Source organism: Alteromonas sp. AWQ4_252, assembly GCF_056158205.1.
In genome coordinates this window covers 2097902-2121010 of record NZ_JBSWSV010000001.1, presented here as the reverse complement: position 1 = coordinate 2121010, position 23109 = coordinate 2097902, and the positions used below count along the sequence as shown (strand labels likewise).

General features: G+C 46.4%; 15 protein-coding genes and 1 tRNA gene. 6 read left to right on the top strand and 10 right to left on the bottom strand.

Annotated features, from left to right (window positions below; genetic code table 11):
• The first annotated feature begins 27 nt into the window (after positions 1-27).
• Both ACXACM_RS09350 and ACXACM_RS09345 read left to right on the top strand, forming a co-directional pair.
• Positions 28-103 (top strand) — tRNA-Arg (locus ACXACM_RS09350).
• Between the two features lie 337 nt (positions 104-440).
• Positions 441-1016, top strand: coding sequence for an exopolysaccharide biosynthesis protein (locus ACXACM_RS09345; protein WP_474821294.1), 576 nt, complete (start codon positions 441-443; stop codon positions 1014-1016).
• 97 nt (positions 1017-1113) lie between these two features.
• Here the strand turns inward: ACXACM_RS09345 and ACXACM_RS09340 are convergent, their stop codons facing one another.
• The 3 genes from ACXACM_RS09340 to ACXACM_RS09330 form a co-directional block, all read right to left on the bottom strand.
• On the bottom strand, positions 1114-1467 hold the full coding sequence (locus ACXACM_RS09340) for a DUF1428 domain-containing protein (protein ID WP_474821292.1): 354 nt from the start codon (positions 1465-1467) through the stop codon (positions 1114-1116).
• Positions 1468-1701: 234 nt separating this feature from the next.
• Positions 1702-2265: a hypothetical protein gene (locus ACXACM_RS09335; protein ID WP_474821291.1), complete on the bottom strand. Its 564-nt coding sequence runs from the start codon at positions 2263-2265 to the stop codon at positions 1702-1704.
• 60 nt (positions 2266-2325) lie between these two features.
• Positions 2326-6276, bottom strand: a complete 3951-nt coding sequence (locus ACXACM_RS09330; protein ID WP_474821290.1) for a PDC sensor domain-containing protein — start codon at positions 6274-6276, stop codon at positions 2326-2328.
• 250 nt (positions 6277-6526) lie between these two features.
• On the opposite strand from ACXACM_RS09330, the gene smrA reads away from it, so the two are divergent.
• The gene (smrA, locus tag ACXACM_RS09325; RefSeq protein ID WP_474821289.1) at positions 6527-7114 is read left to right on the top strand and encodes a DNA endonuclease SmrA; all 588 of its coding nucleotides are present in this window, start codon (positions 6527-6529) and stop codon (positions 7112-7114) included.
• A gap of 66 nt (positions 7115-7180) precedes the next feature.
• On the opposite strand, the gene ACXACM_RS09320 is transcribed toward smrA, so the two are convergent.
• Complete coding sequence (locus ACXACM_RS09320) at positions 7181-7330, bottom strand: hypothetical protein (protein ID WP_474821287.1); 150 nt, start codon at positions 7328-7330, stop codon at positions 7181-7183.
• 230 nt (positions 7331-7560) lie between these two features.
• The gene (gene purL / locus ACXACM_RS09315; protein WP_474821286.1) at positions 7561-11457 is read right to left on the bottom strand and encodes a phosphoribosylformylglycinamidine synthase; all 3897 of its coding nucleotides are present in this window, start codon (positions 11455-11457) and stop codon (positions 7561-7563) included.
• A 217-nt stretch (positions 11458-11674) separates the two neighbouring features.
• On the opposite strand from purL, the gene ACXACM_RS09310 reads away from it, so the two are divergent.
• Positions 11675-12967 (top strand): transporter substrate-binding domain-containing protein, encoded by a 1293-nt coding sequence (locus tag ACXACM_RS09310; protein WP_474821285.1) that lies wholly within the window; start codon positions 11675-11677, stop codon positions 12965-12967.
• 272 nt (positions 12968-13239) lie between these two features.
• Here ACXACM_RS09310 and tadA read toward each other — a convergent pair whose 3' ends face one another.
• Entirely contained in the window at positions 13240-13758 is a 519-nt protein-coding gene (tadA, locus tag ACXACM_RS09305; protein WP_474821283.1) for a tRNA adenosine(34) deaminase TadA, read from the bottom strand.
• A gap of 250 nt (positions 13759-14008) precedes the next feature.
• Between tadA and ACXACM_RS09300 the strand changes: the two genes are divergently transcribed.
• The gene (locus tag ACXACM_RS09300; RefSeq protein WP_474821282.1) at positions 14009-14236 is read left to right on the top strand and encodes a hypothetical protein; all 228 of its coding nucleotides are present in this window, start codon (positions 14009-14011) and stop codon (positions 14234-14236) included.
• A gap of 50 nt (positions 14237-14286) precedes the next feature.
• On the opposite strand, the gene ACXACM_RS09295 is transcribed toward ACXACM_RS09300, so the two are convergent.
• Entirely contained in the window at positions 14287-16257 is a 1971-nt protein-coding gene (locus ACXACM_RS09295; protein ID WP_474824291.1) for a cation:proton antiporter domain-containing protein, read from the bottom strand.
• A 138-nt stretch (positions 16258-16395) separates the two neighbouring features.
• Between ACXACM_RS09295 and ACXACM_RS09290 the strand changes: the two genes are divergently transcribed.
• Complete coding sequence (locus ACXACM_RS09290) at positions 16396-17301, top strand: GGDEF domain-containing protein (protein WP_474821281.1); 906 nt, start codon at positions 16396-16398, stop codon at positions 17299-17301.
• A gap of 6 nt (positions 17302-17307) precedes the next feature.
• Here ACXACM_RS09290 and tilS read toward each other — a convergent pair whose 3' ends face one another.
• The 3 genes from tilS to dnaE are packed head-to-tail and all read right to left on the bottom strand — an operon-like array spanning position 17308 to position 23101.
• Positions 17308-18630 carry a tRNA lysidine(34) synthetase TilS gene (tilS, locus tag ACXACM_RS09285; protein WP_474821279.1) on the bottom strand — a complete coding sequence of 441 codons (1323 nt, stop codon included), beginning with the start codon at positions 18628-18630 and terminating at the stop codon, positions 17308-17310.
• Between the two features lie 16 nt (positions 18631-18646).
• On the bottom strand, positions 18647-19603 hold the full coding sequence (gene accA / locus ACXACM_RS09280; protein WP_474821278.1) for an acetyl-CoA carboxylase carboxyl transferase subunit alpha: 957 nt from the start codon (positions 19601-19603) through the stop codon (positions 18647-18649).
• A gap of 33 nt (positions 19604-19636) precedes the next feature.
• Positions 19637-23101 (bottom strand): DNA polymerase III subunit alpha, encoded by a 3465-nt coding sequence (gene dnaE, locus ACXACM_RS09275; protein WP_474821277.1) that lies wholly within the window; start codon positions 23099-23101, stop codon positions 19637-19639.
• Positions 23102-23109: the final 8 nt, after the last annotated feature.

Below are 23109 nucleotides of genomic sequence, written 5' to 3'. Positions count from 1 at the left end.
CGTATAATCGCTGATGCTGAACTTGATGTCCCCATAGTTTAACTGGATAAAACAAGAACCTCCTAAGTTTTAGATCTGCGTTCGAGTCGCGGTGGGGACGCCAATGGCCAATGCTGACCATTAGGATCTTGTCGTACGTTGTCGCTTCTTGAAGAATATTTAGAAACATCACGTTACGCAGTATGCGCGTAGCTATGGCGCCAGCCGCTCTTCCGCACGTTCCGGGTAACAAAAATGTGTCGGATGGAAAAGATGTCTTTATCGCTCAATGGAATCCCCAGAACAAAGGCTTGCTCAAACACTAGCAAAGTATAGTCATTAGTAAAAAGCAACCTGGCCATTTTTTGAACGTAGAAGATGCTTACCTAACTAAACCTATTTACCAATAAGACGTACTTAGAACATGGTAAAGTAATTGATTACAGGGGAAGTTGGGAGTTATGAGCAACTCAATCGTTAAATTGTTAGATGACATTTATGACGAAACATCTGACAAAACGCAGCTCGGTGAAATCATAAACCGTTTCGAAGACAGGGGCTTTGGCCCCCTATTATTCGTACCCGCGCTAATCGCTTTACTCCCCACCGGAGCAATCCCTGGTGTCCCTACTTTGTGCGGGCTGGTATTATTTTTCATTTGTATTCAAGTGGCCATCGGTCGTAAAAACCCTTGGCTACCAAAAGCCTTAACACAAAAGGAAGTATGTTCAGACAAGTTAGAAAGTACTATAGATAAAGCAAAACCTTTCATCAGGAAAACAGAAAAACTACTCAAACCCAGAATGACGGTGTTATCTAATTCACCAGCTAAAAACATCATCGCTTGTTATTGTGCTATCGCAGCCCTTTGCATGATCCCACTGGAAGCACTGCCATTCGCTGTGGCATTACCCGCGTTGGCACTTTGCGTTACAGCTATAGGTATGACTAACCGCGATGGTGTATTCCTGACAGTAGGCGTGTTACTCCAACTTGGAACAGGTTACCTGGTAATGAAAGCCATCGGCATGATGTAACTTTCAGCGGTTTTGCAGCATATCGCCATGAATATTCGAGAGAGAAGAATGCACTGTCAAAACGAGTCTTTATGAGTTGCATGCTATGTCTGCTCTCCTACAACTCTAGCATTGCTTCAAACCCGCCGTATATAAGTCGCTTTCCATCAAATGGCATGGGATTGCCATCACCTTGCATCCGAGGGTCTTCCATTACCTGCTTCCAACCTTCGTCTCTCACGGTTTTATTGGGCCAAAACGCAATTGAAAAAACGATAGTCTCATCTTCCTTGGCTTTTACAGCTTTGATAAAAGACGTCGTCTCGCCATCGGGGACATCATCTCCCCACGCCTCGATTATTTTTAACGCGCCATATTCTTTAAAAATATCAGCTGCGAGCTTTGCATGCTCCAGATAAGCGCTTTTGTTTTTCGTGGGTACTGCTACAACAAAGCCGTCGATGTATGACATGGTATTACTCCAGGCTAGTGAATGATACTATATTAGTACAAAAAAAAACCAAAAGACTAGTGTTATCGTTTTAGTCCCGTCGTATCAAATACATTGTATCGCCCAAAAAAGCAGAGGGAATTTAAATAGGCAAAATAGTATTTTCACATGAAGATTGGCGGCAAACACTCAAAACGTCTTAACACTTATGACTTTAAACCTGGTAGCTTGCAGCGACCTATTTACTGAGTTGTCTCAATGCGGACCGCCATAATCATGCAAATTTACTTTTATCAAACAAACCTCATCGTCGTTATCGTAACCGTATTCGATTGTATTATTCAAACAGCTCGCAGAACTTAATTCACTGAGGTGCGTTAAGTGCTCAAAAACAGCCACCCCTTCTTCATTCAAGGCAACTAAGGTCGATAAAAAATAATCAGAAACGGCAAAGCGCCATTGCGTACTTCGTGGATATTGCATGAATGAGCTTGTTTCGTACACAAGGTACCCGGCATGCCCTTCTTCAGAGATTTCGATAACAAGATAGCCCCCCTTATCTGAAAAGCCCCAAAAACTACTTTGACCAACCAGGGTACTTTCTTCGACTGTGAGAAATCTCAAGTTCCCCTGCGTCGTCTTCTCGAACAACAGTAAGTCGCTATACATTGGCTCAATCCCTTGTGCCTGACCGGTACAAATGTGATTATCGCCACCGGGTACCGCTATACATGTAAGTGGTAATGAAATAGAGCTTTCTGAGCAATGAGCAACACTCAACAGCTGACAAAAAAATACAATACACAGTACGATCCGCACTTACTTTCTCCGTCCGTATCTAGACCCGAGGTATTTAGCAAAACTTACTATCCCCCCCTATCACTCCCCACTACCGCCACCAGCGGCATTTTTAAGTGCACTGAAGTTAGACAGTGCCATAGGTAAGATACCTAGTACAGCACTGAGTACAGCCAGGAATGTTTGAATAGAATCGGTGGCTACGTATGCCATTACCGCGAAACCAGTGATAATGATCGCAAACAAGGGCACACGAAAATATCGCCATGTGTTGTCCTGGGCGTTGGCTAGCCAGGCTTTCATTTTTTCCGGTGGTTCCGCACTTAACACGAAATGACGAAAACTTTCGTTCAATACAAAATAATTCGCATCGCGATAAAGATACCCTCTTCTTAATAAGTGCTCTAATGGAATGCGATTTGCCGGGTTAGGCTGATCTCCTCTGGCTACCTGATACAACAAAAGCTTTTCATGCTTAGTGCACAGTGCCCATCGCTGGAGATAAAGCGCTCCGGCCTCAGCACTAAAAAATTCGACAACTTCATCGGGTTGCCAGCGGCTTTTTACTTTGCTTTTCACCCAGATAATCTTCTCTTTTTCATCTTCATACGGGCACGGGCCGTAACAAGCCACGATATATTCATAAAACCGCTGGGTGATGTCAGCAAGTTCAAACCACCCTTTAGATTCGTGCTCCACCGCATGCCAAACATCATCTTTTCGACGCGCCCTGCATTTTTCAATCGTGTTCCAAGCGTAGTGTTTTTCAAACTTAGCAAACAAGGCGCTCCATCCATAGGTTTCATCGGCAGCGGCCTTACTACTGGCCTGCACATCATCGCAATAAGCAGGCTGATTGGTTAATCGATATAACGGGGCGATTTCACATTCAATAACAATACGAGCTTGAGAATGTGCGACTAAGCCCCTTAGCAATGCCAGAACCTGTAGCCTCTGTTCCGTATTAAACACGATGTCATCAATACCATAGAGTACAAGGGTAAATACTGCCGACGTCTCATTCAATGGATAGTCAGGTAGTGTTGCTAGCCAAGTGTTAACCGTATATTCATCTATTTCTTGTTGAATTGACTGCTCGTCTCCCTGTTTCTTTAACACAGCTCGTGCAGCAGTAATAACGTGACATCTATAGTCCACTATCGACTTTTCTTCACGGTCCATACTAAAAGCTGACGTTGCCTGACGGATCGCCAAAACTAATCTGCCAGGTTTTGTACGCCCATTTTCCGGCATTTTCGTTCTGAAATGTGGTGGAATATGTAACCCCAACACGCGCCTGAATAATAAGTGGTGTACTAACGGACTGCTGCCAAAAAGTACGACTGCACCCGACAACAATGCAAGTGATATATACAACAGTGTATTGGCTTCGCCCTTACCAAATGCCATCACCGAAAATGAGCACACAGTGTTTTGCTTATGGGCACTTTTTTTGTGCTCTACCTCCATGTCACCACTTGAGATGTCTTCCATCAATTCCAGTGCTTTTAACTTTTCATATAACGCCACGCGGGTTTGCGAAAATGAAAACAAAGAAAAGAATACAGGCGGAGAAAATACAGCCGTGCCTTGCCATAACTCGGGTGACTTCCATTCACTTTCAATAACATCGCATTTCGGTACCTCGTCATTAGGAAATGACATTGAAAATACCCGTGGACGTTCAGAAAATTGCCCAGCCCGGACACCGAACATCTGCTGTTTGTAGGCTAAAATTTTTGATTCAGACAATTGCCGATTTTGCTCAGCACCAGAGGCAAAGATCTGCGATAAAGCAGATACATATTGCATAGATGAACCGTAGTATAGCACCGTTACCACCACTACAACTGCAACTCCGGCAGTGAAGACAAACATATTGCTATAGGCTGATGATCGAAACTCACCAAAGCCCAACTTGCGCACCAGCTGCAATTTAGTCTCAAATAATAAGCCCTGGTGATGGCGTTGATAACAGGCCTGCAGTACTTCCCAGATGAAGATAATAAACAGCATTGCTACCAGAAAGTAAGCAACAATGGTAAACATACGAAGAAAGAACAATGCTCGCTGGTTGGACAAATCATGCATGATCACTAGTGTCCAGGGCAGCGATTTTGCCAAACTCGTTACCACCATTACGTGTTCCTTTCCGCGGTAAACTGACGTAAAGGCTCGTGGCTGACCATCCTGTTTTTCCGCCAGTTCCACTAGCGTAGGGTTATTATCAGTTTGCACAAAAATGTTTTCGTTGAGAACTCTGCTCTCGTCAGTGTGAAACAGCACCTGACCACTGTTGTTGTCGAACACGGCAAACTTATAACCCGGAGTGAGCACAGGGTCGAAAAATGTTCTGAACTTGGTGCCAAAGCTCACCACATGGTTTTCCGATGGCGCTTCTGGCAGTCCTAATGCTTTAGCCATGCTGTGTACCAGCAATAACACAGGCTGCAGCTTGTTCAATTGCTTCTGTACCCCTTCAGAAACTGAAGATGATTTGTACAAGGCCCTGGTATCTTTGTTTTCCATCAATTCAGAGGTACTAAATACAGTGGAAAATTGGGTAGATAACCGAGAGTCTCGCTTATTGAATATACGCTGTAAAAATAATCCCCGACATTGCTCTGAAGCCATGGATTTAAGGCGTTGAGAGGCATTTAGCCTTTCTTCAAGGGGCCACAGTTCACAATTTTTAGCTCTGGTGTAATATTCTCGCCCAGCCAGGGAAATGGCATTTTGCTTTTCTACGTGGCAGATTGAAGCATCTGTTGTACGGGCACATTTTTGATTGCGAAAAAAAGTTCTGTCTGACCAAAATACCGAGCGCATTAACCCAGCGTGTTCTCCTTGTGTACGAAGAACAAATACGTTTTCCAACCACACATCCCGGTTTTGATTACTGGTGAGTATGTTGTCGTTGTAAATAAGGTTGTCGGTAAAGCTATTGCTCAGTAATGCTGCCCGCTCCTTATCAATAAAGTCATTTGCCACCGCTAGCGTTTCTTTGAGTTCTTTTTCAAACGCGAGTCGCATTTGCAACGCAATACCCTCGCCCTCTTCTTCAACCTTGTCAACTTCTGCATATGCGCCCAGGGTGAAAATGACGAATACAGTTGAAAACGCAATGAACATCAACGCCCCGTAAACAGCGAGTTTTCGGTCGGTGGTAGTCAGTGACTGGGCTGGTGAAATCAGCCTTATCTTCAGAAGTGGCAGTAAGCTCACGAGTATAAAAATAAACAGGAGCACAAAAGCAGCAACTGTATTGGGGATCTGAAATTTCTCGCGTTCCAGTTGAGAAAGACTCACACCGCCTACAACAATCAACTGTTTGCGATTGGTGTCGAGTTTCACATCCGCAAGCTCATTCATAGGCATGTAATAAAACCGATAATCCTTCCCGGCAAGCGTCTGATCCACAAACCCGCTATGACCAAATGAGGTTGCATTTGATATAGATAATATGTCATTTAAATGATGCAAATTTTGACTGGCAAGTGCCGCATCACGGGTTACATTTTCCTTTCTAAGCAGCACCTTTCCGGTATCGTCTATAAGCAAAATGACAGCGTGTTTTTTAATGGCAGTCGTAATAAGGTTCTGCAAGGGAACACTGATGCCAAACGCTTCACCTGAAGCACTGTTGATGGTAGCCACATAGCTGTTACTGTTATTAGCTCCCCCCCGCGCCAAACACACCACAGGGGCAACGACATTGCTTTGATAAGAGCAGGCTTGATGGTTGGCGTACAGTACCCCTTTCTTCAATGCCCCCGTTGCCGAGCTAAACAAATTTTCCCCATCAACTATCTTCTCACGGCCAACGTAAGAACTGATGGCTTCACGCAACTGAGCCGCGCCATTGGCAATATCGGTGGAAACAGCCTTAAGCTCACGGAACTGTAATCGGTGCTGATACTCTTCGTTTTGTTTAACCTGATAGTAGGTAAAAAAGCCTAACACCGAAAAGAACACGGTGATGCTTAGTAATATGTATGTGATCCCCCTAATGCGGGACGCGAGGCTTGTCATTGGGTCCATCCTTTGGTTTTTAGCACGCTTTGCGTGTCACAACCTTCCGGACAGATTTTGCTGCGCACCACAGAAGCAGCACAACCGGCACAACGACACTTTACTTAATAACTATACCACGAGTTTACTTTTTAACCACACATTCACATCTTGCCAACGCCCGAAACTTGCAGGCACAATACAGTGAGTGAACAAGGCAGCCTGTCACTCCGTATACGTTAGATTAAAGGTTGCAGCAGTGAGGTGTAAAATGGGTAATCAGGTTGAGAATGAAGATATGTTGTCCTTTCTTGAAGAGATGGGCGATGTTCAGCGTATTAAAACCGACGATAAAGTTTTTACCCAGACTGCGTCGAACAGTCTGGCACAAAAAGCCAGGCGCGCCGCATTAGCACAGGATAACCCGGACATATTCAATCCGTTGAGCATGGAAAATGTGACTGCGGTAAAACCAGACGACTTTATCGCCTTTCAACAACCGGGTATTCAGGATGGTGTATTTAAGAACCTGCGTTTGGGAAAGTACGACATTGAGCAGCGCATTTCACTAAAAGGGCTTGGCTTAAAAGTGGCTAGAGACACACTTTACCCAGCGTTGAAACAAGCTCACGAAAAAGGGATCCGCGCTTTACTTATTCAGCATGGTAAAGGAGAAAACAGCCAACCTATACCTGCACTTAAAAAAAGCTACGTTAATCACTGGCTAAAAGAATTGGATTTTGTGATCGCCTGGCATACTGCACAACCCATGCACGGCGGTTTCGGTGCAACCTATGTGCTACTGAAAAAACATCCACAGCAAAAGTTGATAAATAGAGAAAAAAACAGGAAAAGATAGCAGGCGCACTTTATACGCCTGTATCAGGATATTGATTTTTAAACAGATCAGCTGACGTTTTAACGCTTATTGCGCTGCAGTCTGTTTTTCCATACTCATGGTATTTGCGCACAAATCTGCAGAGTTAGCGGAAGAACTGAATACAGCGGTTAAAATCATTAACGCCACTGCTACTGCAACACCCGTTAGGCCGAAACCCTTTCCAGAACGATACATGTTCGTCTCTTATTATTTAGCTAATTATGGATCTTACGACCCGATATTGATCCCAACGCTCTCCATAATCGTTTGCTGTCTTCCTGACCAGATCTAATGTAAAACAGAGACTTGCAGATGACAAGACGGGAGTTCAAAAAATTGACACTTTTGCATCATTTTTTTGGCGCTAACAGAAAATTCGCGACGATTACAGGCATAATCATCGCAAATTCCGTTCAGAACCCGTGTTACCCTACGAAAACTCGCGCATTGCGGAAAATTCGCATCCAGGCACCGTCTTCCTGCCAATCTTCCGGATACCACGAGTTAGCCACTGCGCGAAATACCCGCTCAGGGTGTGGCATCATGATGGTAGCCCGTCCGTCTTCAGAAGTGAGCCCGGTAATGCCTACTGGTGATCCGTTGGGATTAGCCGGGTAACTATCTGCAACCTGGCCATAGTTGTTAACATAGCGTAACGCCACCTGATTTGCCGCCTGAACAGCATTAAGGGCATCTTTGGAAGCGAACTCCGCCTGACCTTCACCGTGAGATACAGCTATGGGCATCTTGGAACCCTGCATCCCCTGAAGTAGCACTGAAGGGGAATCAGTCACTTCAACCATTGCTACGCGGGCTTCGAAACGTTCCGAGACATTGGTAACAAAGTGCGGCCAGTGTGAGGTCCCAGGGATCAAGGATTTTAAATTTGACAGCATCTGGCAGCCGTTACATACACCTAAGGTGAACGTGTTATCACGGTCGAAAAAGGCAGCGAATTGATCTCGCGCCTGGCTGTTGAACAAAATAGATTTTGCCCACCCTTCACCGGCGCCAAGTACGTCACCATATGAAAAACCACCACAGGCAGCAAGCCCCTGGAAGTTATCAAGGTTTGTACGTCCCGCTAACACATCACTCATATGCACATCAACGGCATTAAAGCCTGCCCGGGTAAATGCTGCAGCCATTTCCAAGTGGGAATTTACCCCTTGCTCCCGCAGAATTGCTACTGCTGGTTTCGTACCTTTTGCTATATAAGGCGCTGCAATATCTTCGGTAACATCAAAGGTCAGATCAGCACTAAGGCCAGGATCAGCAGCATCTTGCTTTGCGGCATGCTCTTCATCGGCGCAAGCTGGGTTATCCCGTAAACGCTGCATATGATGCGTGGTTTCTGCCCACATTGTTCTATAGTTCACCCGGGAATCGGACAGCACAGCCACACCACCACGAACAAACTCCACACTGTCATGGGTGTTGGTGGTTCCGATGTCGAAAAGCAAATCGGAAAGTGCGTGCTTTTCAGCAATTGCTTTTACCGCAGCTACGTCATCTTCGGCAACCTGAATAACCGCACCGAGCTCTTCACTGAATAACACCGCTATATCATCCGCGGGTAATGCGTCAAGTGAAACGGTTACACCCGTTTTTCCTGCAAACGCCATTTCAGCGACGGTAGTAAATAATCCACCATCCGAACGGTCGTGATACGCAAGTAAGCGTTCACCTTCCACCATTTCCTGTACGGCCTGATAAAAGTGAAGCAACACGGCAGCGTCGTCTACGTCGGCCGGATTATCAGCAAGTTGTTGATAAACCTGGGCCAGTGCACTTCCTCCAAGACGGTTTTTGCCTGCACCCAGGTCGAGAAGCATCAGCCGGCTGTTACCTTTGTCTGTGCGTAACTGAGGCGTAAGGGTTTTCCGAATGTCTTTGACGGCACCAAACGCCGAAATCACTAGCGATAATGGCGCTGTAACGCTTTTATCTTCGCCCTGCTCGTCCTGCCAGGCGGTTTTCATCGACATGGAATCTTTACCGACTGGAATCGTTAACCCCAATGCAGGACATAACTCTTCACCCACAGCTTTAACCGCTTCATATAAACCAGCGTCTTCTCCGGGGTGACCGGCTGCAGCCATCCAGTTTGCCGACAACTTAATGCGCTTAATATCACCAATGTTGGACGCCGCAATATTGGTAAGGGCTTCACCAACGGCTAGTCGGGCTGAAGCACCGTGTGAAAGCAAAGCCACCGGTGTGCGTTCACCCATCGACATTGCTTCACCGTGATAGGTATCAAACGCGCTGGCTGTTACGGCGACGTCAGCAACGGGTACCTGCCATGGGCCAACCATCTGGTCCCGACTCACTAAACCGGTGACCGAGCGGTCACCAATAGTAATGAGGAAAGTTTTTTCAGCTACTGTGGGCAACCTTAGAATCCGCTGAGCTGCGTCTGCCAGGGTGATGTTACCTCGCTCCAGCGACGCAGTTTGCACTGACGCAGATTTAACATCGCGGTGCATTTTGGGCGGTTTACCAAGTAAAACATCAAGTGGCATATCGATAGGTTGGTTATCGAACTCACGGTCATTAAGCAACAAGTGCTGTTCTTCTGTTGCTTCACCTACCACAGCATAAGGAGCACGTTCGCGCTCACAAATAGCAGTAAAAATTGCAAGGTTCTCTGGTGCAACTGACAACACGTATCTTTCTTGCGATTCGTTACACCACAATTCCAGTGGTGTCATCCCTGGTTCATCAGACAATACGTCGCGTAATTCAAAACGGCCACCGCGTTCGCCGTCATTGACTAATTCAGGTAACGCGTTTGACAATCCACCTGCACCCACGTCGTGAATGAACTGGATAGGATTGTCGTCTCCCAGCTGCCAGCAGGCGTCGATAACTTCCTGGCACCGGCGCTCCATTTCCGGGTTATCGCGCTGTACGGATGCAAAATCTAAATCTTCGTTGGACTGCCCGGAAGCCATGGACGAAGCAGCACCACCGCCCAAACCGATATTCATCGCCGGCCCGCCGAGCACAATGAGTTTGGCACCAACAGTGATCTCGCCTTTTTCAATGTGATCTTTGCGAATATTACCCAAGCCACCAGCTAGCATAATGGGCTTGTGGTAGCCCCGAACTTCGATACCATTGAAGCTGGACACTTCCTGCTCATAGGTTCTGAAATAACCCAGTAGTGCAGGACGTCCGAACTCATTGTTAAATGCCGCGCCTCCCAGTGGCCCTTCAAGCATAATATCCAACGCACTTACGATGCGCTGTGGCTTGCCATATGTCACTTCCCAGGGCAACTCTGCGCCGGGAATACATAAATTCGATACGCTGAAACCCACCAATCCCGCTTTTGGTTTCGAGCCGCGCCCGGTCGCACCTTCGTCGCGAATTTCACCACCAGACCCTGTTGCTGCACCAGGAAACGGTGAAATAGCAGTGGGGTGATTATGGGTTTCCACCTTCATCAGAATATCGATGTTTTCGTGATGGTATTCATATTGGTGAGATTGAGGGTTGGGGAAAAAGCGTCCGGCTTTCCATCCTTCCATCACCGCAGCATTGTCTTTATAGGCTGAGTGAACAAACTCCGGATGAAGTTCAAAGGTGTTTTTGATCATCTTAAACAAAGATTTACTCTGTTCTACGCCATCAATTGTCCAACTGGCGTTAAATATCTTGTGACGACAGTGTTCAGAGTTTGCCTGGGCGAACATGTAAAGTTCGACATCATTCGGGTTTCTTCCCAAACGGGTAAAGCTTTCAAACAGGTAATCTATTTCATCATCGGCAAGTGCCAGACCTAACCCTGTATTTGCATCAATCAGCGCTTGCTTTCCACGACCGATAATGTCTACTGAGGTATAACTTTGACCGGTTGCCTGATCAAATAAAGCAGTTGCAGATTCCGGAGCGTCAAAAACCGATTCCGTCATTCTGTCGTGAAGGGCTGCTGATACTAGCTGCCACTGTTGGTCGGTCAAGGCGTCTGAGGTGTCAATATAGTAGGCACATCCGCGTTCGATACGCTCTATTGAAGCCAAGCCACAATTGTGAGCAATGTCTGTCGCCTTAGAAGACCAGGGAGAGATAGTGCCAGGACGTGGCGTAACAAAAAAACAACGTCCTGAAGGCGTTTGTGGCTGCTTTTTTGGGCCATATGTAAGGAGCTTATCTAAAACATCCTGAGCGCTTTCACTCAGTGATTCAACTGTGTTGATAAGGTGAATGAACTCAGCGTAGATACCGTTAACGGTGATACCGGATTGACCCAGCCGTTCAATAAGTTTAGTTTGTCTGAATTCAGACAGTGCGGGAGCGCCTCTAAGGACCAACATATCGCTTTACCTGATTGTTTGGAAACAGCGTCTGACAGCTCAACACGCTATCTCTGTAATGGACGAGGATTTCGGCGCGGATTATAGAGGAATTATGCCTCTTTGATAACCTGCATTACTGACATTGTTGTATTTTTTTTAACTATTCACCAAGGTTACAAGGTAATTCGTGGTCTCTATACTCAAGTTTTGTGTTACTCGTTTGTGCCGGCAGTTGATGGGAACCGCGTCACTGCTACTCCTGCTTTCACCAATATTTTCTGCTCATTGTGCATCATTACCACATTCTCTTGGGCAAATCGTTGAGCACGGGGAACTTCGCATTGCTATTGAGTATGGCCCGGATACTTATGAAATTACGGCATCCGGACCATCCGGATTTCACTATGAATTGGCTGCAGGCTTCGCATCATATCTTGGCGTCGACATTGTCATTACCCCCTATTACACGTATTCTGAGATGACGGCAGCCCTTAAAAAGGGTGTAGTCGATATTGGAATAATCGGAAAAGGGTTAACCCAGCCTGTGTTATCTCAAGGGCGTTTTGGTCCCCACATTCAAGCTGTTGAACAACTCATCATTACTCATCGCGATACCCGGTGTACTCTGGAAAAAGGTAACGCCACGGATTCCTTGTTTTATGCCGCAGATACCGCCGTTATTGCCCCCGAGCTTGCAAAACTCACCAGTGGTGATCCGATAGCAGTTCACAATGTCGACCAGGCTGAATTATTGGAGGAAGTGGTTCGCCATAACCATCCTTTTGTTGTAGTTAACTCAAACACCTGGTCGATGTTACATCTAAGGTTTCCTCAATTGTGTATTGCAGCGACATCCGCATCTTTACTTCCAGTCGCGTGGCAACTACCTCAGAACGATGATCCCTCTTTTTTAGCTGCACTTTTCGAATATGTATCAGCCATAAGAGAGGATCAAACGCTAGATTTGCTGAAGAAGCGCTATTTTACTTTTCCCGCAAGCGCTCCTATGGCAAACCATGAAGCATTTATCATTGACTCAAGTGCTAGCCTCGACTCTTTAAAACGCCAGTTCACTGCTCTACCGCTATCACAGCCCTGGGCTGTTGTCGCGGCTGCCCACTATACGTTGCACGAATGGGACGAGCCTGCCAACTTCGCCGTCACGGCTGAAAAACTCGCCGATATTGCTTCACAGATCCCGGCGAGAATTGACGATGAAAACCGCTGGAGGATGAGTCTTGCCGGGCTGTATTCTGGGTTAGCGCATATTGAAGACGCCCGCAATCTGACTCTCCAACAAGGAGGAAACCCTGATCTATGGCTTGATGTTAAACAGCGGTATCCTTTACTTCGTTTAAAAAAGTACTATCAACACTCCGCGGCTGGGTACGTGCGGGGAGACGATACCGTGGCGTTCGTGAATATCGTAGAGGACTACTACCACATCCTTAATGCGATAGAGGCAGAGCGAGATCAGGCCTTGCATTCAAACGACGATGACCAAACCTCCAAACATCCTGCAAACTAGCGCGTTTTGTCATACAGTTTTCACATTTCTCACGTAAAACACCTTGAATCCATTGTCGTTTCACCAGAACATTAAATGGACAACCTGACTGATAAAAAAGGAAGGTTAATGAGAAAACATCGATTTGTCAGAGCAAAGAAAGTAATGAAAAATACACAAAGAAGAAAACTCATGTTAAAACGTGCGCATCAACGTGTGCAACAACGCAGACGCCGCTTTATGTTGAACGAATTATTCTCTTCTAAACAGCCATAACGCTCCACTACCCAACTTTAATTGTCGGTTTTTTCACTCATAGCAGACTTGATTTTACTGGCTTTCTTCTCTGCCCGACGACGTCGGAAGAAAGTGGAGATCTTTTCAGCGCACGCCGGTTGCAATACGTTAGGCGTTAAATCAACCTTATGATTCAGCGCACTGTGTTGAAGTAATTGCATCACAGATCCGGCAGCACCGGTTTTTAAATCGGGAGCGCCAAATACAACCCTGGCGATTCTTGCGTGCACTATCATGCCTGCGCACATAGAGCACGGCTCCAGGGTTACATAAAGTGTCGCGTCTACCACCCGATAATTTTCCATATATTTCGCCGCTTGCCTGATGGCTATCATTTCAGCATGGGCAGACGGATCGCAATCTGTAATCGGGGAATTCCACCCTTCACCTATAATAGTGCCATTGTGTATCACCACTGCACCCACAGGCACTTCCCCCATCACTTCCGCTCTGTCAGCCAGAGACAGCGCGTGGCGCATCCACTTTTCATCTTCTACCGGATCAATCTTTTGCATTGGTTTTTTTGACTAAAAAGTTACATTATAAGCCAATGAAGGCTAAACCTATCATTTACACAATAACATAACTTATTGTTTTATTTGTATAATTAAATTTGGTCACAAAATTGCTGTAGTAATCTACAACGAGTGGCGTATGGTTAATACCATGCTAGTCGCCGTATATACGGGTAATAAGCAAACGTAACAGGTGAAACTGTACAGCCGCTTCAACAACATTCTACTTTGTCGGGGGAACAAAATGAACATGACAGCGATTTTCATTGTGGGTATTTGTGCATGGGCACTGGTTGCCATTGTGAACGGTGTGAAAGACAACCGCAAATCGAAGAAACACGTGCAACATGACGCCGCAATGGAAAACGAAATTGCACAACTGAAAGAGCGAATCGAAGTACTGGAAAAGATTGTTACAGACGAGAATTACGATTTAAAAAAGCAATTTAAAGATCTCGAAAAAGATCGCGTTGCCTGATTTTACGCATGAAATGTGTGTAGGCAAAAAACGCCTGCACACAATGCGGTTTAATTACCTTCTAAAAATCGTCTTTCGGCTCGCTCCACACGCCTCGGTTTACCAGCAATAATCAGTACATCGCCCGCTTGCAGTAAAAGGTCTGCCGACGGCTGTTCCATTTCTTTTCCTTCCCGTCGGAGTCCTTGCAGTCTCACACGCATCCGCGGGAAATCAATAGCCCCAAGGGCAGTACCTAAACAAGCCGCATCATTGTTCAGCACCACAGCGTGAACAAACTCGAGCTTATCTTCTGTTCCGTAACTAATTTCCGTTGTTTCACCGGGGTAAAAGCCATGCATATGATCGTAACGGCCTTGCCGTTCTTCTCTCACGCGTTTGAGAATTCTTGACATAGGTACACCGGCATAATGCAGCACTTGTGAAATAAGCATCAGACTGCCCTCCTGGATCTCAGGGACAACCTGACTTGCCCCAGCCTTATAGAGCGCATCTAAATGATAATCTCTCTTCGTGCGGACCATAACATTGATGTCGGCAGAAATTTGCTTACATGTACTGATCACTTGCTTAGCTTTATCTTGTTGATCAAATGTCACCAGCACCAGACTTGCCCGAGCAACACCTGCACTTTCCAAAATGTCTTTTTGGGTGGCGTCGCCAAACAAAATAGGTTCGCCTGCGTTCCGACTTTCGTGAACCCTTACCGGGTCAGCATCGATGGTAATACAACGCACCCCTTCCACTTTTAATAATCGAGCTACCGACTGACCTACTCTGCCAAACCCGGCAATAACAATATGCCCGTGTAAATCAGATACCTCAGAAGTGGTATTTTCAGGAACGGCGTTAACAGGCTGGCTTTTCACCAGTTTCTTGGCTAAATCGACGCTTTTATCAACGAGCATAGGAGTAAGCGCCATGCTTATTACCCCAATACTAATGATCATAGAGGATATTCTGCTATCAATAACGCCTTCAGAGCTGGCTAATGCTGCGATAACAAAACTAAATTCGCCTATTTGACACAGCTTAATCCCTGTCGCCCAGGCGTCCACTGGATCTGCGCGAAAAACATGTCCAACACCACGCAACAAAACCACTTTTAAGACCATCAGACAAATCACGCCAGAAAAAATCCAAGCGCCTTCCTCAATAAGCACATCGAGCTCCAACTGCATACCCACTGTAACAAAAAAGAGCCCCATTAGAATATCCCGGAAAGGTCGAATATCTGCTTCCAGTTGATACTTGTACTGACTTTCTCCCAGCATCATGCCTGCCAGGAAAGCCCCTAACGCCATTGACAAACCAGACACATAAGTTAAGCCGCCTGCTAAAATAGCCACCAAGATGGTGGTAAGCACAAACAGTTCGTCAGTTCGGGTTTTCGCGACTTCCCTGAAAATCCACGGCAATACCCATTTGCCCACGGCAAGCAGCGCCACCACCACTACGACGCCCTTGACCAGGGCCTGAATCAACGCAGTCGCCAAGCTGATATCACCGGCTCCGGTCATCAGCGGGATCGCTATTAGAAAAGGCACTACGGCTAAATCCTGAAATAACAGGATGCTAATAGCCATTTCTGTGCGGCGGTGGTTTAACGAACCTGACTCTGTGAGCTGCTTAATGACGATGGCAGTAGAGCTCAGTGCCAGCGTGCCACCGACGACAATAGCCGGGCCCAATGCCAAACCGAACGAAAGTGCAATAAATGAGAATACTCCCGTAGTGACTACCATTTGGCCTAAGCCCACACCAAAAACCAAACTTCGCATGGACATTAGTTTTGGCAAGGAAAATTCCAAACCGAGGGAAAACAACAGAAAGACAATCCCTATTTCTGCGAGTAAGTGCATATCTTCCGGATGAAGAAACAAGGCCATAACCTGTGGCCCTGAAACCACGCCGGCAAAGAGATATGCCAGTATGGGCGGAAGCTGTAACTTTCTGAAAACCGCAACACTTACCACTGATATTGTCATCAGAACGATGAATTGGCCAAATCCACTTTCTATCACGACTACTCCTTTGCAAACACAACAGGCACAGCTCTTGCAATGTGATTGTAATATGTACGGCATCGTCGACTTTTTGACAACGCCATGACTTTACTTTTACTGAGTATAACTCACTGAACATCGAGGAGTACTGTTTTGGATTTAACAACCTCAGTGTATGGGCATACAATGCCGGATAGCGTTTATCCGTTAGCCTTTTGCGGCCCGCGGTTGAATGCTGAACAAAAAAATACGTTCCTCAGTCAGATCGTCTCTACTATCGATATTTCTGCGTTAGGGTCGCTGTATTATCATCAACTGCGTCAACACGTTTCTCTGGTTCACTTAAATCTGAGTGATGCTGTTCGTCATCTGGCCTATGGCCGAAATTTCAACAATAGCGACGACAGTTGTGCGTTCAGTTTGCCGCTGAAAGGCCGCGCCAATGACATTCGTCGCTATCATATACGCTACACGTTCTCTGCGCCACCGAGTCGTGAAGAGCGTCATTGCGTGGGCGAGTTACACAGTTTGTTTGCTGCACAGTTCGCACACGCACTGGAATTTGAACGCCTGAAACAAATGGCCACCAAAGATGCCTTAACCTCTCTGGGAAACAGAAGCGCATTTGATGAAGCTTGCACAAAGCTTTCGAGCAGGGCTTTCCGCCATGATGAGACCTTCTCGCTACTAGTGATTGACCTGGATAACTTTAAACAGGTTAATGACACGTTTGGTCATCAGGAAGGCGATTTAGTGTTACAGGCGGTTGCGGTAGCAATTCGCTCAGTACTTCGTTCTGAAGACGAGTCGTTTCGCATTGGTGGAGATGAATTTTGTTGCTTGATTGATTGCCAGGATAAAGATGCATTGCAAAAAGTAGCAGAACGCTTACATCAGCAATTTGCTCAAAATGCGCTCATCACAAGCCACAGGATCTCCTGTAGCATCGGCGGTGCCATTTACCGCAACGGTGACGATATCGACTCCCTGTTCAAACGTGCAGATTCAGCCATGTATCAGGTCAAGGCATCAGGAAAAAATGCCTACTTAGCGGCATAAATCAAACTATTGAGGCAAGGGATTGCCGCTCTCAAGGGTGACATCAACATCGGCAACACGCTCGAGCCACACCAAACTTTCGCGAAGTAAAACAACCATAGGACGCCCTTCGTAGCATAAAACCGGTACATTATTACGCTCCCACGCCGGCACCGCCCAATCTTTTAAATACTTTCTTGTAGTTCGCGATCTAGGTTGGTTTTCTGGTTGAATTTTGTCAAACATGACAAGCGGTTGCAGACATAAGGCTGTTGCGTCCAATCTATCTGACAGGGAAATATGAAAACGTCCATGCCACCATTCAATCTCATTCCATGCGTTGACTTTAACCTGTGTAGGTTGAGCCCGTGCTAACGGATAGCATACCTGCAATGCTCCCCGATAATAGCGCACTTCATAACGACCTGTATTTACAACGGGCTGTGAATCATCTTTTGCATCCATCATGCGAAGTATTTCATTTAGCTGGGTATAGCTCGGCAGCTTCAGCCCCTGTTGCTTGAGCCAGGCACGACACAGCGCACGTTGCCATGGTAGAGAAAAACGCTGTAATTCGGCTGTCTTCAAATAGCCTTGTACACTTTTAATGCCAGCGAGCCGTTCATCCAGTACTTCATCCATTAAGGCATTTTGTTCAATCAGCAACTGACTGCTTCTACTTGCCGCCGCAGAAATCATTGGCCAGCGCTCTGACAACAGGGGAATGACGGTATTTCTCAGAAAGTTTCGATCGAAGCGGTTGTCTTCGTTAGACTCGTCAGTGATCCACTTTATAGATTCGACCTCTGCCGCCCATTCAATTTCGTTCCGGCTACAGTGTAATAAGGGTCTTAAAATAGTCACCCCTTGCTTTTCAACTCGCTCTGGCATCGCGGCAAGCCCGGCAGGACCACTCCCCCGCTTTAGCGCCAACAGTATTGTTTCCAACTGATCGTCCTGATGCTGACCGAGTAGTAACACGCCGTTATGCGCTTTGCAGTAATTCAGTAACACCTCATACCGGGCATCTCTTGCAGCTGCCTCAAGACTGACACGAGGATGATCTTCAACCGTAACCGGTATTGCTGTGAAAGGAATATTTCTTCGCTTACAGAACTGTTCGCAGTGCATTTGCCAGTCTTCGGCATACTGGCTTAATCCGTGGTTAACATAAACAGCATGCACCGGAAGGTTGGGATGACGGGATACGGTGTGAAGTAACAATGACGAGTCGACGCCACCGCTAAAGCCCACAACCAGGCACGAAGGTAGCGTCGGTAAGGTAGAGAGTTGACCGGACAGGGTAACGGCAATCTGAGACATTATCCCGGCTGGGTTGTATTCAGACATAGTTACCCGTGACTAATTAACAATAGCCGAAAGACATCAAACGCTGATAACGCTCTTCCATAAGGTTTTCGACATCCAGTGATTTCAATTGGCTTAACTGCTGTTTAATAGTGGCTTTTAAATTCGCAGCCATACCGTCATGATCGCGGTGCGCGCCGCCCTGTGGTTCTTCAACAATGCTGTTGATCAGCCCCAGCTCTTTGATTTGCGGTGCGCTTACGCCCATGGCTTCTGCTGCCAATGGCGCTTTGTCTGCACTCTTCCACAAAATAGACGCACAACCTTCCGGAGAAATAACCGAATAAGTCGAATACTGCAACATATTAACTCTGTCGCCGACACCAATAGCCAGTGCACCACCAGAACCACCTTCGCCGATAACGGTACAAATAATTGGCACCTTAAGTTGGGCCATCTCAAATAGGTTGCGAGCAATGGCCTCACTCTGCCCCCGCTCTTCTGCGCCAACGCCAGGATAAGCCCCCGGAGTGTCAATCAGTGTCACGATAGGCAAGTTAAAACGCTCCGCCATTTTCATTAAGCGCAACGCTTTGCGATAGCCTTCAGGTTTGGGCATGCCGAAATTTCGTTTAATTTTTTCATGAGTGTCGCGACCCTTTTGATGACCAATCAACATGATGGGCTGATCATCAATTTTAGCTAACCCGCCAACAATGGCTTTGTCGTCTGCATACGCCCTGTCTCCTGCCAGTTCGTCAAAGTCGGTAAAAATACGACCAACGTAATCTAACGTGTAGGGGCGCATAGGATGACGGGCAAGTTGAGAAATTTGCCATGCACCGAGATCAGAGAAAATTTTATTTGTCAGATCTGAGCTTTTTGCTCTTAATTTGGTGATTTCCTCTTCAATGCTAACATCGAATTCACCACCTTGGTTAACCAGCCGAAGCTCTTCAATTTTTGCTTCTAGTTCCGCAATCGGCTGCTCAAATTCCAAAAACTGTATACTCATTGTGTGTCCTATATTTACTATCTAACACGCCTGTTAGTGATAATGCATAACCACCGACTGTTCACCCAGACACTGTTTCAAATCATGTAGCAGTTGGTCTTCCGGTGTTACGTACCATTGGGCACCACAGGCCAGGACTGCTTCTGCGTCAGGATGTATTACATGTATCTGCACCGGACAACTTCCGCCGCGATAAGGTTGTAAAATTGCCTGCATCGCTGATAGTTTTGTGTCGTCACATTGCACTGTATTCACATGAAGCGAAAGTGCTTTCGCATACTGTTCCCGCGCCTGAACAATGTCCATAGCATCTCGGGCTGAGATTGTATTGCCACCCGAGAAATCATCAAAGCTGACCTGTCCCTTTATAACCAGTATTCTGTCAGATTCCAGGATACTTTCATACTTTTCGTACATTTCGGGGAAAAAACGAACATCCATTCTGGCGCTTTTATCGTCTAATGTCACAATGGCCCAACGGCGACCCCGTTTGTTGGTCATGACCCGAACGCCAAGCACTAAGCCAACAGCTGTGGATGTTTGATCCTTACCTGTTGGTTTCAAATCTACCAAACGACCATCACTGTAATGACGGATTTCATCGACATACTGGTTAATAGGATGTCCAGTAAGGTAAAGCCCTAAAGTGTCTTTTTCTCCTTCTAACCAGACTTTTTCTGGCCAGGGTGGCACATCCGCAAATGCCTGCTTTACGTCATCCGGTTCCGTGGTGAGTAACCCAAACATATCAGATTGTCCGAAAGACTCAGCTTTTGCATGTTGATCTGCTGCCGCAATAGCTTCAGGTAAAGAAGCCATAATTGACGCGCGATGAGGCCCAAGGTTATCCATCGCACCGGCAAGAACGAGCTTTTCAAGTACCCGTTTGTTCACCCGCTTGAGGTCTACTTTAGCACAAAAATCAAACAAGTCAGTAAACGAACCATGTTGCTCCCGCGCTTCTATTATGGCTTCGATGGGACCTTCGCCTACCCCTTTTATTGCGCCGATACCATAAACAATTCGACCTTGCTCATCCACGGTAAACTTGTAACGACCAACGTTGAGGTCTGGCGGTAAAATAGTCAGACCCATGCGATCAACTTCATCAACCAGGGTGACTATTTTGTCCGTGTTGTCCATATCCGCAGACATTACCGCAGCCATAAACTCCGGCGGATAATGCACTTTTAACCACAGGGTTTGATAAGATACCAGCGCATAGGCGGCCGAGTGTGATTTGTTAAACCCATACCCGGCAAATTTTTCCACCAGATCGAAAATTTTCATTGCCAGGTTAGGATCTATGTTGTTGTTCTTAGCCCCATCCTCAAACGTCGAACGTTGTTTGGCCATCTCTTCAGGCTTTTTCTTACCCATAGCCCGGCGCAACAAATCGGCACCACCCAAACTATAGCCAGACATTTCCTGTGCTATCTGCATTACCTGTTCCTGATACAGAATAATACCGTAGGTGGGTTCGAGAATTTCCTTCAGGCATTCATGCTGATATTCAGCGTCGGGGTAAGAGATTTCTTCCCGGCCGTGCTTACGGTCGATAAAGTTATCCACCATGCCCGATTGCAATGGTCCAGGGCGGAATAAGGCTACCAGTGCAATGATATCTTCAAAATTATCCGGTTGGAGGCGCTTGATAAGCTCCTTCATACCCCGGGATTCCAACTGGAATACCGCGGTTGTCTCGGCAGCTTGTAAAGAGCGGAAGCTCTTTTTATCTGCCAGGGGAATTGACGAAATGTCGATATCGACACCGCGCCCTTCCTTTACCATATCCAGCGCCCACTGAATAATGGTAAGGGTTCTTAAACCCAGGAAGTCAAACTTTACTAATCCAGCTGTTTCGACATCGTTCTTATCAAACTGTGTAACCGGGTTTTTGCCTTCGTCATCGCAATACAAAGGTGCAAAATCAGTAATCGTCGTAGGAGCAATGACCACGCCTCCTGCGTGTTTACCCGCATTTCGGGTTACCCCTTCGAGTATGCGTGCCATGTCGATGAGATCTTTCACTTCCTCATCATCGTCATACAATTCGGGTAATCGAGGCTCCACTTCAAAGGCTTTGCTGAGCGTCATTCCGGGGTCAGAAGGAATAAGCTTGGAAATGCGATCGACAAAGCCGTAAGGATGACCAAGTACACGGCCTACATCTCTCACTACAGCCTTCGCCGCCATGGTGCCGAAGGTAATAATTTGCGATACCGCCTGACGACCGTACAACTCAGCTACGTGATCGATAACTTCATCGCGGCGATCCATACAGAAATCGACGTCGAAATCTGGCATTGATACCCGTTCCGGATTCAGGAATCGTTCGAAAAGGAGATCAAATTCCAGCGGATCCAAATCAGTAATTTTAAGTGCATATGCCACTAAAGAACCTGCACCTGAACCCCGTCCGGGACCAACCGGTATACCGTTGTCTTTACTCCACTGGATAAATTCCATTACGATGAGGAAGTAACCTGGGAACCCCATTTGGTTAATTACGTCCAGCTCTATTTTCAAACGCTCATCGTATTCCGGTCTTTTTTCAGCCCGCTTTGCGTCGTCGGGAAACAGAAATGCCAGGCGCTCTTCCAAACCCTCTTCAGATTTTTTAACTAAGAAATCTTCTGTGGTCATGCCACCAGTGGGAAACTGGGGCAAAAAGTACTCGCCCAATCGCACTGTAACATTACAACGCTTGGCGATTTCTACTGTATTTTCGATAGCTTCCGGGATATCACTGAACAGTTCGACCATTTCATCTGCACTGCGCAGATATTGTTGTTCGCTGTAGCGCTTAGGCCTGCGAGGGTCATCCAGGGTATAGCCATCATGAATAGCAACGCGAATTTCGTGCGCGTCAAACCCGCTCTGCTCAATAAAGCACACTTCGTTGGTAGCAACGACTGGCAGGCCTTGACCTTCAGCCAGTTCCACCGCACGGTGCAAGTAGTCTTCTTCTCCAGGGCGGCCGGTTCGCAATAATTCCAGATAGAAACGATCTTGAAAATGCGTTTGGTAAAATGACAGGGAAGTATTAAGAATGGCAGGATTGTTCTTTGTAAGTGCAATACCGACATCACCATGCAATCCCCCAGACAGAACAATCACGCCTTCAGCGTGCTCTGCTAGCCAGGCTTGTTCTATCACCGTCCTGTGGTGAACTGCTCCACGCAAATAGGCCTTGGAAATCAACAAGGTAATGTTTTTATAACCCTCGTTATTCATTGCCAGGAGTGTCAGACGGAAGGGTTCTTCGTTAAAGGCTTCACTTTGGACCCAAAAGTCAGTGCCAATAATGGGTTTAATACCGCGATTGTGGGCTTCAGAATAAAACTTTACCAAGCCGCACATGTTCATTTGATCAGTGATAGCCACTGCCGGCATGTTTAAGGCTTCAACCTGATTCAGTATGGGTTTGATCTTGTTCAACCCATCCATCATAGAAAAGTCGCTATGAACGCGTAAATGTATAAACGGCGAGGACATGAAAATTT